Consider the following 13,535-nt stretch of genomic DNA (forward strand, 5'->3'; position numbering starts at 1 on the left):
GCCCTATCCGAGGTGGGGCCGTTCGCGATGCTCTAGATAGTGGCTCAGCCTGAGGCGCTGAGTTTGGTGCATGGGGAGGTCGTCCAATTCGTCCGGCCGGATGAAGTGGAGTTCGGTGGACTCGTCCGAGATCGCCAGTACTCCGCCGGTGATGCGGGCAGTGAAGCACACGTTGAACTGTCGGCGGACCTCCCCATCCGTGTACGCGATGATGTGGCGGGGGTCGGTGTACGTGCCGACGAGACCGGTGATCTCGACATCGAGGCCGGTCTCCTCCTTGACTTCCCGGATGGCCGCTTCGGGGAGCGACTCGTTCATCTCCATGGCTCCGCCTGGGAGCGCCCACAGGTCGTTGTCGCGCCGGCGTTGGAGCAGGATGCGGCCTTGGTCGTCGGTAACGACGGCCGATGCGGCGACGACCATGCTGTTCGGCTCGGGGGCGTTGGGGTCGTCGTAGTACTCGGTGCGTGCCATGGTCAGACTTCCTCGATCGAATCCGCGGTGGCCCAGACCGCGTTGAAGCTCTCGGCGTATGTGTCGAACATTCCGCCGTCGCCGTTGCGGCGCAGGTGCCAGACGGGGGCACCGTACGCGTTCACTCCCCAGACGTGCGCGTTGACGAGCATCTGGTCATCCGCCCGGTAGATGGAGTTGTACAGCGTGGTGCCGTGCTTCCGCACCTCGATGCCCGGAACGCCGATGAGCGGGCGGTAGTGCATGAGGGCCAACCTGCAACGGGACTCGATGCCGTGGCCGAAGCGCTCCTCCTGGCCGCGTTGCTGGACGTTCGGGCTGTCGGCGTCGCCGATGGCGATACGGATGGTGCAGCCGTCGGCGGCACGCTCCTTGAGCGCGTCGTTCAGGCGCGGGTACGCCTCGTGGAGGAACACGGCCGCGTACACCAGCACGTCGATCCGCTCGCGCGCCTGGATCAGCATGTCCGCGAACGCGGAGGTGGGGAAGTCGGCGCGCTGGTCGTGGAGGGCGACGAGTTCGGGGCTGATCGCGCGGGCCGGCCGGGCTTGGCGCAGTGAGGGCCAGAGTGCGTGCACGTCTTCTCCTAGGGTCTCCGCTGCCAGCACGGCCGTGCTGCGACGTGGCGTACGCCCGAGGTTCACCCAGCGCTCGACGGACTTGGGGTCCACCTCGACCTTGTTCGCCAGGTCGGCATACGTCCAGCCTTCGGCTGCCATGACAGCTCGTAGCCGCTCGTTCGGCGCCACAGTTTCTCCCCATTCGTCAGGACGGCACTAGGGACGTTCTACCCGACGCGGGACGTCCCGAAGTGGGGTTTGTCGGAGGTTCCTTCGTCCCATACCGCGCCGCGATGATCACGCAGCAAAGAACCCCGCAGCCGTGGTTGGACGGCCCGGGGAGTGGCCAACGCTGCGAAGGAGCGCCGACAGTGCTGAACCTTATCGCCCGTGTCTTCGAACCGCTGTTGCGATGGCTGGTTCCGGCCTCGGGCCGACATCGGCTGACGGGCGTGCTCCCTGAGTCCGCCAATCCGCGTGGGGACATGCCCACCGTGACGCTCGGACGGGTCTCGTCGTCTGTCCGTCCGGCGGCGCGCTGTGCGGGTGTGGCCCCGTGAGCGCGGGAGAAGTGCCCGAAGTCGGCGCGCTGGCGCGGGACGTCGCGCGCGACGCGGTCGGATGCGTCGCGGATCGCCACGGGGATCGAGTCTGGTTGCGTCCGGTCGGCGGTGGTCGCGAGTGGGATGTCCCGGTGGGCCAGGTGGAGCCGCTGGCAAGCCGTGACGACCGGGAGGGCCGATGACTCCCCGGTCGATCATCAAGGCCGCTGAATGGACGCTGACGGAGGAGACGGCGGAGGGAGTTCCCCGCGCGATCTTCCGCGTCGGGTGCGTCACTTGCGGTGCCGAGTCGGAGTCCATCGACAACGAGCCGGACCCGGTGGAGATCTGGGCGCTGAAGCACACCGGTCTGAACCCCACACACCGTCAGTTCAAGCTCACGACGGAGTGGTTCTGGCGCGTTCGTCCGGCTCCCGGAAACCCGTACTTCGAACTGGAGAAGGACAACCAGGCGCAGGCGTAAGGCCCCTTGCTCAACAACCGCATAGAAGACCGGACCACCCGCTGAACCCTGGCAGGCGAGGGGTGGTCCGGTCTGGGATTCCGCAGAACCCCGGTGCCGATGGTAACCGGGGCTGCGGTCGTTCCGTGTGCGCGGTCACCGTCCGGCGATGCAGGTCAGAACGCAGAGGACGACGGGGAGTTGTGGAGATGGACGGCGCGCGACGCAACGTGCGAGGGCGGTCGGAGAGTGTTGGGGCGGTGTCCTGCCCGGACTGGGGTCGGGCATGTCCAGGGGGCCGTACGCTTGCTCAGCTGATCGGGCGGGGCGGAGCCCTGCCCGGTAAATCCGGCCGATTGGCCCCCTGGGCTTGCTCGACGCGGGGCCCGGTTCGGGGAGGTGCCTCAAGACTCGTAGACCGCCCGGCCCAGCCACCCGGCGGCGCGAGCGGCCGGCCGGCGCGCAGTGGGGCGGGAGACAGGAACGAAGCGGCGGCAGTGCCGCCGCGCCGCGCGGCCCGCCGTGCGGGCCGCCTTGATCCAGTAGAGAAAGTTTGAACGCACCCCGCCGTTCACCTCCGTGGCGCGGTGCGACTGCGCCGGGCGCCACGAAAAAGTTCGGCCTCGCTGTCACAAACAGGCCGCTCCAGCTCCTTGGGTCTAGTGAACCCAAGGAGGGGAGAGGGGGCACGCATCGTGACGTGCATCACATGGGTGGCGGTCACAAAGCCATGGGCGCGGTGCCTTTGTGCTCGCGAATGGGGAAGTGCCAGGACCGGCCATGCCGCCGACCTCGCAACGCGACGAGATGGCGGCCTACGTGGCTTGGGCCTGGCTCGACACAGGAGGAAAAGAGGATGGCTGACAGCACGAGCGGGCTGGAAGGCGCCGAGCCTGCTTCCCGCGTCGGTGGCAGGGAGTCAGGGCCGAGTGCTGAGGATGTGCAGAGCATCGCGAGCAAGGTGGCTGATATGGAGGTCACGCTTGCGCGCCTGGAACGGCTCGTCGCTGAACTGGAACGGACTCGGGTTACTGCTTCGGCTGGTGAGGTCGGTCCTCGGAGAGGTCTGCGACACGAGCCATGAGTTCGTTGATGCGTTGATGCAGGTCGGCGACGTCTTGGACTAGGCGGCGAAACTCTTCGACGCTGACCGTCTCGGTGGCCGGCGGCGCCCCCTCTGCCCTGTCGGAGGAGGGGCGCCGCGACTCCGGGTCGGACACGTAGCTTCCGCGTCCCTGCACGGAGTAGATCAGCCCTTCGTCGCGAAGCACCCGCAGCGCGCTGTGCACAGTCGCGTTCGCGATGCCGAGGGATTCCCTCAGGTCGCGGGACGACGGAAGTCGATCACCCGGCTTGAGGCGCCCTGACGTGATCTCTTCGCGCAGCTTGTCGGCGGCCAGCTGGTAGGGCGGGCGCGGGTCGTTGGGTGGCAAGGCCATGCCGCCCAGGTTAGTCCGCTCTAGAGCGTCCCGACAGTGGGCTCATGCGCGCGACAGATCCAGAGCGATCTGGATCGCCATTGACTGATCTAGAGCGCACCATGTAGAACTGTCCTTGCCGCACCGCGCGGTTGCTTGAGGCAAGGAGCTCACTCATGGCCATGCACCCGATCCAGAAGGACATCAGCAGGTCGTCGTTCCTGCTGGTCACCCCGGCTGCCCCCAAGGTGAAGGACCCGCAGACCGGGGAGATCGCGACGCACCGGGAGACCGGGGAGACGCTCTACACGGTGGGCGTCGTCGAGATGTTGGAGGGGCGCGCCGACGTCCTGAAGATCACGGTTCCCGAGTCGGGTCTGACGAAGGAGCTGGCGCAGGGCGCCCCGGTCCGTCCGGTCCGGTTGATCGCGTTGCCCTGGGCGCGGATCTTCAACGGGCAGCTCAGCGACGGTGTCGCGTACCGCGCCGACGCGCTGGAGGGCGTCAAGTGAGGGCCGGCGCCGAGCGTTTGTATCCGGTCGCGCCGCTGGACGGCGACAACGATCGACGGTTCACGGTGGGTCTGCTCTTCGACATGGCGCGAGTCGTCGAGGCGCACGGCTACCCGCCGCTCACTCGTGGCGGGGATCTGGTGGAGCTGCAGTTGGCGCTGTTCCGGTTCCTGTACGGACCGGGGCTCGGGAGGGCGGACGCATGACTCTGTTCGAGATTGCGGGACTCGTCCCGGTGCTCGCCGGGGCAGTCCTCGCCGCGCTGCTCGTGACGGTGCTCGTGTGGCTCCTCCGCTATGTGCGGGCCGACCGCATGACGCGCGTCAGCATGTGGCAGGCGATACGCGTGCGGCACGGTTGGGCACGCCTGGCCCGGATGCAGGGCTTGACGGCAACCGACCGGACGCCAAGCTTCTGGGCGCAGATCGGTGCGGGCGTCAACGGTGGCCAGATCAAGCAGCACGAGCCGCGTGTGTTGGTGCCGAAGATCCGTGTCAGGTACGACAGGTACGGCGTGGAGGTGCGGGCCAAGGCCCTGCCCCGGGTCGGCCTGGCCGACTACCAGAAGGCCGCGCCCTACCTGGCGGACGCCTGGCGGTGCACCCGGGTTTCCGTGCTGCCGGACGGGCCGGGAGCGGTGCGCATTCGCGCGGTGCGGCATGACCCGCTCGCCGTGCCAACCGAGCACATACCCACCGGCCTTGTGCCCGAGGTCGTGAGCCGATGGAACCTGGGGCTCGACGAGTACGCCTCCAAGGTCGTGGTGAGCCTGGCCGAAGTGCCCGGCGTGGCCATGGCCGGCCTGCCGGGCTACGGCAAGACGTCCCTGATCAACAAACTCGTCTGCGACCTGGCGCCTTCACCGGCGGTGCAGTTCGCCGTGGCGGACGGCAAGGCGTCGACCGTGACCGAGGGCGACTACGCGGACCTGACCGGTCGACTGTTCGCGTACGTCGGGGACGACCTGGCCGCCGGCAACGAACTCTTCGGTCGGATGGTCGAGTTGCGGCGGGCCCGATCGGCGTCGATCCGCAGGACGTTGGGCGTGCGGAACATGTGGCACTGCGGCCCGCGTGCCTCCTGGCCGCTCGTCGTGCTGGTCATCGACGAAGCACACACGTACTTCCGGGACCACAGGGGCAACGACCCGGCGACCAAGAGACTCGCCGCACTGGCCGCCGAGAACGCCCGGCTCGTCGAGGACCTGGTGAAGAAGGGACGTTCGGTCGGCATCCTCGTCATCCTGGCCACCCAGAAGGCCACCGGCGACGCGATACCGACGTTCATCCGGGACGTGTGCCCGGTCGGGCTCAGCTTCGCTCAGAAGACCATCGATGCCGCCGTGGCCGCCCTCGGCGAGGACATCCGCAACTGGCCTGAGGCAAGCCCCGTCGCGTTGCAGGACCCGACGTACGTGGGTGTGGCCGTGATGGCGGTGCAGGGGCGGCAGGGCTTCACGCGCGTCCGCACGCCCTACGTGGACGACTCGCACGTCGCCCACGTCGCCAGCGAAACCGCGCACCTCACGCGGGACCCGGCCGGCCTGCTGACCGGGGGAGCGATCCGCGGGACGGAAGCGGCCTGAGCCGTGCCCCGTCGACGACAGGAAAGGAGGTGAAATCCTCATGGCGGAAGACCGGATGACAGCACGTGTCGTGACCGTGGTCATGGCCCTGATCGCGGGCCTGGCGTTCGTCTTCTCCTTCGGCAACGTCTGGTCGCTGGCGCTGCGTCTCGGCGTCCCCCGCCCCATAGCGCCGCTCATCGCCCCCATGGTGGACCTGTCGGTTCTCGGCCTCCTCGTCGGCCTGCGCGCGCTGTCCCTTCGCGGAGTTCCCGCCGCCGAACTCAAGGGCGCGACTCGGCTCATGCACCTGTCCGGCCTGCTGACTCTGGGGCTCAACGTCGCCGAGCCGATCCTGACCGGCCACTACGGACGGGCCGCACTGGATGCCGTGGCTCCGATCCTGCTGCTGGGCTGGGGCCAGGTGGGCCCGCAACTCCTGCGCCACTTCCACACGATCCCCGGACCGATCCCCGCACCAGTGCCGGAGCCGGCACCCGTGCCACACGTTCCCGCTGACGACGTGACGTCGGTCCCCGCGCCGGCCATGGAGCGGCCGGCGGTTCCCGAACCGCTGATGGCGGCGGCTCGCCGCATCGCGCACGACCACCGCGCCGAGCACGGCGAACCGATCAGCGCCGTCCAACTTCGCGCCCGGCTGGGCGTCGCCCTGCCCCTCGCCGTCGCCGCACACGCTCAGCTTCCGGCCTGAGCCGCTTCCGGCTCGTCCGTTCGGACCGGCCGTCCTCATCACCGAAACGTCAAAGCCCCGGCCAGGGCCGTCTTCTGCCTGCAAGCTCGCCGTCCCTGGCCGGGTGCCCTACCGATCTCTCGGAGGACACCTCAGCATGACATCCCCGACCGTCCCGCCCCCGCGACTCAGCTCCGCGATACGCGACCTGTTGGAGCTGGCCCGCCTCGACGACTTCGACCGCGTTCGCGGCCAGGTCGCCAGCGTCGCGGGGTGTACTCGCCCGGTTCAGCTCGTCGGCCACAGCTCCACCGTGGACGGTACGACCGGAGAGATCCTGCACACCTTCGACACCGTCGAGGAGCCGACCGGTCGCCTCCTCGTCCCGTGCGGCAACCGCCGCTCGACCCGCTGCCCCTCGTGCTCCCGCGTCTACGCGGCCGACACGTTCCACCTCATCCGGGCCGGACTGGCCGGCGGCAAGAGCGTCCCGGACCGCGTGCGGAACCACCCCCGGGTGTTCGCCACGCTCACCGCGCCCTCGTTCGGCCGCGTCCACACCCGGCCCAGCACCCCGACCGGCCGGCGACTGCCCTGCCGTTGCGGCGACTGGCACGCGCCGGACGCCTCCCTCCTGGGCACGCCCGTTGACCCGACGACGTACGACTACACGGGCGCCGTTCTCTGGAACGCGCACGCCTCGGCACTCTGGGCCCGGTTCACGACCTACCTGAGGCGGGAGGTCGCCGCCGCGCTGGGACTGACGCAGAAGGCCCTGCGTTCGGTGCTGCGGGTGTCCTTCGCCAAGGTCGCCGAGTACCAGAAGCGTGGGTTGGTGCACTTCCACGCTGTCATCCGCTTCGACGGTCCGGACGGGTGCGACGGGTCGCCACCCGACAACGCCACGGCCGACGTGCTGATGCGGGCCGTGCGAGGGGCCGCGCGCCGCGTTGAGCTGGCCGTCGCGTCGGATGCTGTCGGTGAACGGACCTTCCGATGGGGCAGACAGCTGGATGTCCGGGAGATCGCCGGCTTCGGTGGCCGGTCGGAACTTACGGACAAGGCCGTGGCCGCCTACGTGGCCAAGTACGCGACGAAGGGCGCCGAGTCCTCCGGCACCATCGACTACCCGCTGTACTGCCGGTCCTGCGACGGTCGGGGGCGCCACGCGCTGAACCGGTGCGAGGTGTGCGACGGCACAGGACGGACTCGACCGGTCGCCTCGCTTCCCGTGGAAAGCCACGTGCGCCAGATGATCCGTACCTGCTGGGAACTCGGGCGACTGCCGGACTTCGCCGATCTCAAGCTGTGGAAGTGGGCTCACACGCTGGGCTTCCGGGGGCACTTCTCCACCAAGTCCCGCCGCTACTCGACGACGCTCGGGGCACTCCGCGACGTGCGCCGCGCCTGGCGACGCGAGCAGGCACGCCAACGGCTCGGCCTGACAGCCTGCGGCGACGGCAGCACGCTCGTCGTCGAGTCCTCCATGAAGTACGTCGGCTCCGGCTACCGGCCTGGTGAGGAACTGCTGGCCGCCACCGTGCGACATGAACGTGGCGTCGTGCGGCAGTTCGCGGAAGGCGGCGCGAACCATGAGTGACCGGTACCTGAGCGTGGACCAGGTGGCCGAACGACTCGGCACCACCGTCCGCTTCCCTCGGCGGCTGATCGCTGAGCGGCGCATCACCTTCGTCAAGGTCGGCCGGCACGTCCGCATCCCCGAGAGCGCGCTGACCGCCTACCTGGAAGCGAACACCGTCCGGCCGATCCAGCGGCGTCGGACGCGGTTCGGTAGGGCGGCCTGAGATGGCGAACAAGAAGGGCAGGCGCCGTCGCTTCGGGGCGGTCCGCAAGCTGCCGTCCGGCCGTTGGCAGGCTCGCTATCCGGGGCCCGACGGCATCATGCGTCCCGCCGATCGGACCTTCGAGACCAGCGGCGACGCGGATGACTGGCTGGCGGAGAAGCAGACCGAGGTACGGCGTGGGGAGTGGCACGACCCGGACGCCGGATCGGTCAACTTCGGGAAGTACGCGCTCCAGTGGATCGAGGAACGGGACCTGGCCGCCACCACGGACGAGCTGTACCGCCGGCTACTGCGGCTGCACCTCGTTCCCACCTTCGGGGGACTCGACGTTGACGAGATCACCGCGCCACGGGTGCGGACCTGGCGGGCGGAGTTGCTGAAGGTGACCGGGGCAACGACCATCGCGAAGTCTTATCGGCTGCTCAAGGCCATTATGGAAACGGCCACGGATGACGAACTGATCCGCCGGAATCCGTGCCGCATCCGAGGAGCGGGCAAGGAATCCGCAGCTGAGCGTCCCGTCGCCACGGTGGACCAGGTGGACGCGCTCGCCGACGCTCTCGGCCCGCGCTGGCGGCTGATGGTCTACCTCGGCGCGTACGGTCCCCTGCGCCCGGAGGAACAAGCCGAGCTGCGACGGTCGGATGTGGACCTGGACGCGGTGGGCGTGTGGGTGCGTCGGGCAGCTCCCGAGCTGACGACGGGTCGTCGGGTGGTCGGCGACACCAAGTCGGAGGCCGGCAAGCGGTTTGTCGTGCTGCCGGCCTTCATGGCCAAGGACTTGCGGCGACACCTGGAGTGGTACGCGGAGAAGGCACCGGACGGATTGTTGTTCGTGGGGGAGAAGGGCAAGCCCTTCCGCCGGTCCACCTTCGGGCGGAAGTGGCGCAAGGCCCGGACCGCTGTTGGCCTGCCCGAGGACTTCCGGTTCTACGACCTGCGGCACACCGGGCACACGCTGTCGACGCAGAGCGGCGCCACGCTCAAGGACACGATGGTCCGCGCCGGTCAGTCCTCGGAGAAGGCCGCCATGATCTACCAGCACTCGAACCGCGAGCGACAGAAGGAAGTCGCGGAGGGTATCGACGCTCGGGTTCGCGCCCAACGTGAGGCGGCTGCCGAGAAGCCCGACGGCCGTGCATCTGGCACGGATCTGGCACGCGAGCCGTAGAACGGTCTAGACAACACAAAGGCCCAGGTTGGGGACCATGTCCCTGACCTGGGCCTTAATCATGAGAGCGGGCGACGAGAATCGAACTCGCGCTCTGAGCTTGGGAAGCTCATGTTCTACCATTAAACTACGCCCGCCTGAACCGCCCGCGAGGGCCGTTCCGCTGTCACAGGGTACCCCATCCCGGCGAGGTGCGGGGACGTCGGAGTGCCGCCGTGGGGGTGGTGGGGTGGTCGCCTAGGGTGGCGTGCGTTGTCAAGACGCAGGGGAGATTGCCACGTTGTCTGGTGCCGCCGTCGTTACCGTCGTTCGTTGTGTTGAGGGGCATGTGTTCCGTGCCGAGCGCTTTCCCATGCGGCAGTTGGGGAGCGAACGGATCGGGCCCGGGCGGTTGTTGCGGTGTCCGCGGTGTGCGCGGCTGCGCAGTGTCGTGCCGGTGACCGGGTCAGACGTCGGTGCGGTGGAAGTTCAGGTATGACCTCGACGGTGTCGGCCCCCGCTGCCCCTGGTAGCGGGAGCCGGCGCCGGCGGAGCCGTAGGGGTTCTCCGCGGGGGAGCTCAGCTGGAAGACGCAGAGCTGTCCGATCTTCATCCCGGGCCAGAGCTTGATCGGCAGGGTCGCCATGTTGGAGAGCTCCAGCGTGACGTGGCCCGAGAAGCCCGGGTCGATGAAGCCGGCCGTGGAGTGGGTGAGGAGCCCGAGTCGGCCGAGGGAGCTTTTGCCCTCCAGCCGGGAGGCCAGGTTCTTCGGGAGCGTGATGACCTCCAGTGTGGAGGCGAGCACGAACTCTCCCGGGTGGAGGATGAACGGCTCGTCGCCCTTGGATTCGATCATCCGCGTCAGGTCCGGCTGTTCGACCGAGGGGTCGATGTGCGGGTAGCGGTGGTTCTCGAACACCCGGAAGAACCGGTCGAGTCGGACGTCGATGCTGGAGGGCTGGACCATCGCCGGGTCGAACGGGTCGAGCCGCATCCGGCCCGCGTCGATTTCGGCCCGGATGTCCTTGTCTGACAGAAGCACCCCCCGAGGTTACCGAAGAGGCCCCGGCCGGCGTGGGCCGGGCGAGGCCAGGTGGGTGGGGACGTTCCCGCCGGGGCTTCCGCCGGGGCTTTCGCGGGAGCTTCCGTCGGGGGCGGTCAGAGGGTGCCGAGCTTGATCAGCATCAGCAGCCCGATCAGTTGGATGCCGGAGGCGGCCAACGCCCTGGGCCAGGCGATCTCGTGGGAACGGCTGACCATCATGGTGAAGAGCAGCCCCGCGTAGAGCCAGGTCGCCCACCCCAGCAGCTGCACCGCGGGGTTGCCGCCGCCCAGGAAGAGGGCCAGCGCCAGCCGGGGCACGTCCGTCAGCGTCATGATCAGCATGGCGAGCCCCGCGGTCGGCGCCCACAGGCCGTTGCCGCCGAACTGCCGCGCCAGATGGTGGGTCACGGTGCTCAGCACCAGGGCGCCCAGCACCATCGCGACGCCGGTGAAGAGGAGATACGGGATCAGGCTGGAGACCGTGGTCTCCAGGATGGTGTCGCGGGAGTCGTCGAGGCCGAAGACGGCGACCAGCCCGTAGAGGAAGCTGACGATCAGCGCCGGCCACCACATCTGGTAGTCGCGCATGGTCCAGAACGTGCCGCTGGGCTTGAAGACGATGCCCGTGAGCAACGGACGCCAGGTCAGCGGGTCCGGCGGCGGGCCCTCGGGCGGCTGGGGGCCGCCCTGCGGTGCCGGGGCGCCGTATCCGTCGTCGGCGTAGCCGCCCTGCGGCACCGCCGCGAAGTAGCCGGTGTGCGCGCCGTCCGCGTAGTCGTCGTCCGGCGGCGGGCCACCGTACGGATAGGGCTGGTCGCCCGCGGGGGGCGGGGGCCCCGGCGGGTACCCCTGTCCCGGTGGAGAGGGGTAACCACCCTGCGGGTACTGCTCGTCGCGCTTCCTTCGGAATCCGGCCACGCCCTAGAACGTACCTTCTCCTCGGGGGCGCGAACTCCGGGTTCCCCCGGAGCGACCCCCCAGACCGTCAGCTTCCGGTCGGTTCGGGCGTCGGTTCCGGGGCCGGCTCGTCGCTCGGCGCCTCGTCGGGGCCCGGGGTGCGGACCGAGTCCAGCAGCAGCTGGGCCACGTCCACCACCCGCAGCTCCTCCTTCGCCTTGCCGTCGTTCTTCTTGCCGTTGACCGAGTCGCTCAGCATGACCAGGCAGAACGGGCAGGCGGTGGAGACGATGTCCGGGTCCAGGGCGAGCGCCTCGTCGACGCGCTCGTCGTTGACCCGCTTGCCGATGCGCTCCTCCATCCACATCCGCGCGCCGCCGGCGCCGCAGCAGAAGCCGCGCTCCTTGTGGCGGTGCATCTCCTCGTTCCGCAGGCCGGGAACGCGGCCGATGATCTCGCGGGGCGGGGTGTAGACCTTGTTGTGCCGGCCCAGGTAGCAGGGGTCGTGGTAGGTGATCAGGCCCTCGACGGGGGTGACGGGGGTGAGCCTGCCCTCGTCGACCAGGTGCTGGAGCAGCTGGGTGTGGTGGATCACCTCGAACTCGCCGCCGAGCTGCGGGTACTCGTTGGCGATGGTGTTGAAGCAGTGCGGGCAGGTCGCGACGATCTTCTTGGCGCCGGCCTCCTTCAGTGCCGACACGTTCTGCTCGCCGAGCTGCTGGAAGAGGAACTCGTTGCCCAGGCGGCGGGCCGAGTCACCCGTGCACGCCTCGTCGCCGCCCATGATGGCGAACCGGACGCCGGCCATGTGCAGCAGCTCGGCGAACGCCTTGGTCGTCTTCTTGGCGCGGTCCTCCAGGGCGCCGGCGCAGCCGACCCAGTAGAGGTAGTCGACGTCGGCGAGGCTCTCCACGTCCTTGCCGACGACGGGGACCTCGAAGTCGACCTCCTTGGTCCACTCCAGGCGCTTCTTCTTCGCCAGGCCCCACGGGTTCCCCTTGCGCTCCAGGTTCTTCAGCATGGTGCCGGCCTCGCTGGGGAACGCGGACTCGATCATCACCTGGTAGCGACGCATGTCGACGATGTGGTCGACGTGCTCGATGTCCACGGGGCACTGCTCGACGCAGGCACCGCAGGTGGTGCAGGACCACAGCACGTCGGGGTCGATCACGCCGTGCTGCTCGGCGGTGCCGACCAGCGGGCGCTGGTGCTCGGGGACCGCGCCGTCGGCGGTCTCGGCGAGGGCGGCCTCGTCGGCGCCGGGCAGCAGGTAGGGGGCCTTGGCATGCGCGTGGTCGCGCAGCGACATGACCAGCAGCTTGGGGGAGAGCGGCTTGCCCGTGTTCCACGCGGGGCACTGGGACTGGCAGCGCCCGCACTCGGTGCAGGTGGAGAAGTCCAGCAGGCCCTTCCAGGAGAAGTGCTCGACCTGCGAGACGCCGAACTGCGGCTCCTCCTCCGCGTCCTCGTCGTCGAAGACGGTCTCGAAGTCGATCGGCTTGCCGCCCGAGGTCATCGGCAGCAGCGCGCCGAGGGCCGGGGCGCCGTCCGCGTTCCGCTTGAACCAGATGTTGGGGAAGGCGAGGAAGCGGTGCCAGGCGACGCCCATGTCCGTGTTGAGCGCGACGGTGATCGCCCAGGTCATGGTGGTGCCGAGCTTGATCAGGGCGGCGAGGTAGACCAGGTTCTGGAGGGTGCCGGCGGAGAGGCCGTCGAACGCGGCGACCAGCGGGTAGGTGACGAAGTACGCCGGGTCGTAGCCGTCCACGTGGTGGAGGGCGCCCTCCAGCCCGCGCAGCACGAGGATCGCCAGGCCGATGATCAGGATGACGTACTCGACGAAGTACGCCTGCCAGGCGGTGGAGCCGGTGAAGCGGGACTTGCGGCCCGGTCGGCTCGGCAGGCTGAGCAGCCGGATCACGATCAGGGTGGCGATGCCGAGCACCGTCATGGCCGCGATGAACTCGATGTACATCTCGTACGGCAGGAAGCCGCCGATCACCGGCAGCACCCAGTCGGCCTGGAAGAGCTGCCCGTACGCCTGGACGATGGTCAGTCCGAGGGTGAGGAAGCCGACCGCGACGAACCAGTGCGCGACGCCGACCACGCCCCAGCGGTTCATCCGGGTGTGGCCGACGAACTCCTTGGCCAGCGTCGCCGAGCGGGCCTTCGGGTCGTCGGTCCGCGTGCCCTCGGGCACCGGTTGGCCCAGGCGGAGGAAGCGGACGATCTGCACGGCGGCTCGGCTGAACAGCGCGACGGCGACCGCGGTGAGCGTCAGCGAGATGACGATCGCGGCGAGTTGCATGGTGGCTCCTCGGACCTGCGGACGGGCGGGCGGATGCACGATAGCTCAGACGTATCCTACTGATCGGTAACCGGATTGGCGAACATTCGGGCGAGGGCCCCATGTCG

At 69.1% G+C, this 13,535-nt stretch carries 15 protein-coding genes and 1 tRNA gene; 9 read left to right on the forward strand and 7 right to left on the reverse strand.

Annotation, left to right across the window (positions count from 1 at the left end; all coding sequences use genetic code 11):
* Positions 1–3: 3 nt before the first annotated feature.
* Complete coding sequence (locus tag FH715_RS07755) at positions 4–474, reverse strand: NUDIX domain-containing protein (protein ID WP_139642138.1); 471 nt, start codon at positions 472–474, stop codon at positions 4–6.
* A gap of 2 nt (positions 475–476) precedes the next feature.
* Positions 477–1,193 carry a helix-turn-helix domain-containing protein gene (locus FH715_RS07760; RefSeq protein WP_139642139.1) on the reverse strand — a complete coding sequence of 239 codons (717 nt, stop codon included), beginning with the start codon at positions 1,191–1,193 and terminating at the stop codon, positions 477–479.
* A 582-nt stretch (positions 1,194–1,775) separates the two neighbouring features.
* On the opposite strand from FH715_RS07760, the gene FH715_RS07770 reads away from it, so the two are divergent.
* On the forward strand, positions 1,776–2,060 hold the full coding sequence (locus FH715_RS07770; protein ID WP_139642143.1) for a DUF7848 domain-containing protein: 285 nt from the start codon (positions 1,776–1,778) through the stop codon (positions 2,058–2,060).
* 1,007 nt (positions 2,061–3,067) lie between these two features.
* Here FH715_RS07770 and FH715_RS07775 read toward each other — a convergent pair.
* On the reverse strand, positions 3,068–3,478 hold the full coding sequence (locus FH715_RS07775; protein ID WP_139642146.1) for a GntR family transcriptional regulator: 411 nt from the start codon (positions 3,476–3,478) through the stop codon (positions 3,068–3,070).
* A gap of 155 nt (positions 3,479–3,633) precedes the next feature.
* Between FH715_RS07775 and FH715_RS07780 the strand changes: the two genes are divergently transcribed.
* The 7 genes from FH715_RS07780 to FH715_RS07810 all read left to right on the forward strand — a co-directional run bounded on the left by FH715_RS07780 (position 3,634) and on the right by FH715_RS07810 (position 9,200).
* A complete protein-coding gene (locus FH715_RS07780; protein ID WP_425472688.1) occupies positions 3,634–3,969 on the forward strand; it encodes an SCO3933 family regulatory protein in 336 nt (111 codons plus the stop codon).
* Positions 3,966–4,175 (forward strand): hypothetical protein, encoded by a 210-nt coding sequence (locus tag FH715_RS07785; RefSeq protein WP_139642148.1) that lies wholly within the window; start codon positions 3,966–3,968, stop codon positions 4,173–4,175. Before FH715_RS07780 ends, FH715_RS07785 begins: the two co-directional genes overlap by 4 nt.
* Positions 4,172–5,554 carry an FtsK/SpoIIIE domain-containing protein gene (locus tag FH715_RS07790; RefSeq protein ID WP_139642150.1) on the forward strand — a complete coding sequence of 461 codons (1,383 nt, stop codon included), beginning with the start codon at positions 4,172–4,174 and terminating at the stop codon, positions 5,552–5,554. The genes FH715_RS07785 and FH715_RS07790 overlap by 4 nt, the downstream gene beginning before the upstream one ends.
* A 40-nt stretch (positions 5,555–5,594) precedes the next feature.
* Positions 5,595–6,245 (forward strand): DUF2637 domain-containing protein, encoded by a 651-nt coding sequence (locus tag FH715_RS07795; RefSeq protein WP_139642152.1) that lies wholly within the window; start codon positions 5,595–5,597, stop codon positions 6,243–6,245.
* A gap of 136 nt (positions 6,246–6,381) precedes the next feature.
* A complete protein-coding gene (locus FH715_RS07800; RefSeq protein WP_139642154.1) occupies positions 6,382–7,824 on the forward strand; it encodes a replication initiator in 1,443 nt (480 codons plus the stop codon).
* Positions 7,817–8,029, forward strand: a complete 213-nt coding sequence (locus FH715_RS07805) for a helix-turn-helix domain-containing protein (RefSeq protein WP_139642156.1) — start codon at positions 7,817–7,819, stop codon at positions 8,027–8,029. Before FH715_RS07800 ends, FH715_RS07805 begins: the two co-directional genes overlap by 8 nt.
* Before the next feature lies 1 nt (position 8,030).
* Entirely contained in the window at positions 8,031–9,200 is a 1,170-nt protein-coding gene (locus FH715_RS07810) for a tyrosine-type recombinase/integrase (protein WP_139642158.1), read from the forward strand.
* A 66-nt stretch (positions 9,201–9,266) separates the two neighbouring features.
* Here FH715_RS07810 and FH715_RS07815 read toward each other — a convergent pair.
* Positions 9,267–9,337, reverse strand: a tRNA-Gly gene (locus FH715_RS07815).
* A gap of 143 nt (positions 9,338–9,480) precedes the next feature.
* Between FH715_RS07815 and FH715_RS28805 the strand changes: the two genes are divergently transcribed.
* Positions 9,481–9,678 (forward strand): hypothetical protein, encoded by a 198-nt coding sequence (locus FH715_RS28805; RefSeq protein WP_139642160.1) that lies wholly within the window; start codon positions 9,481–9,483, stop codon positions 9,676–9,678.
* On the opposite strand, the gene dcd is transcribed toward FH715_RS28805, so the two are convergent.
* From dcd to FH715_RS07835, 3 genes are all read right to left on the reverse strand, one after another.
* Entirely contained in the window at positions 9,646–10,221 is a 576-nt protein-coding gene (dcd, locus tag FH715_RS07825; RefSeq protein WP_139642161.1) for a dCTP deaminase, read from the reverse strand. The genes FH715_RS28805 and dcd overlap by 33 nt on opposite strands.
* Before the next feature lie 116 nt (positions 10,222–10,337).
* Positions 10,338–11,141: a Yip1 family protein gene (locus FH715_RS07830; RefSeq protein ID WP_139642163.1), complete on the reverse strand. Its 804-nt coding sequence runs from the start codon at positions 11,139–11,141 to the stop codon at positions 10,338–10,340.
* Positions 11,142–11,208: 67 nt separating this feature from the next.
* The gene (locus FH715_RS07835; RefSeq protein ID WP_139642165.1) at positions 11,209–13,428 is read right to left on the reverse strand and encodes a (Fe-S)-binding protein; all 2,220 of its coding nucleotides are present in this window, start codon (positions 13,426–13,428) and stop codon (positions 11,209–11,211) included.
* Between the last annotated feature and the right edge of the window lie 107 nt (positions 13,429–13,535).

It is taken from the genome of Streptomyces sedi (genome assembly GCF_006335015.1).
In the GTDB taxonomy this organism is placed as follows: Bacteria; Actinomycetota; Actinomycetes; order Streptomycetales; family Streptomycetaceae; genus Streptomyces; species Streptomyces sedi.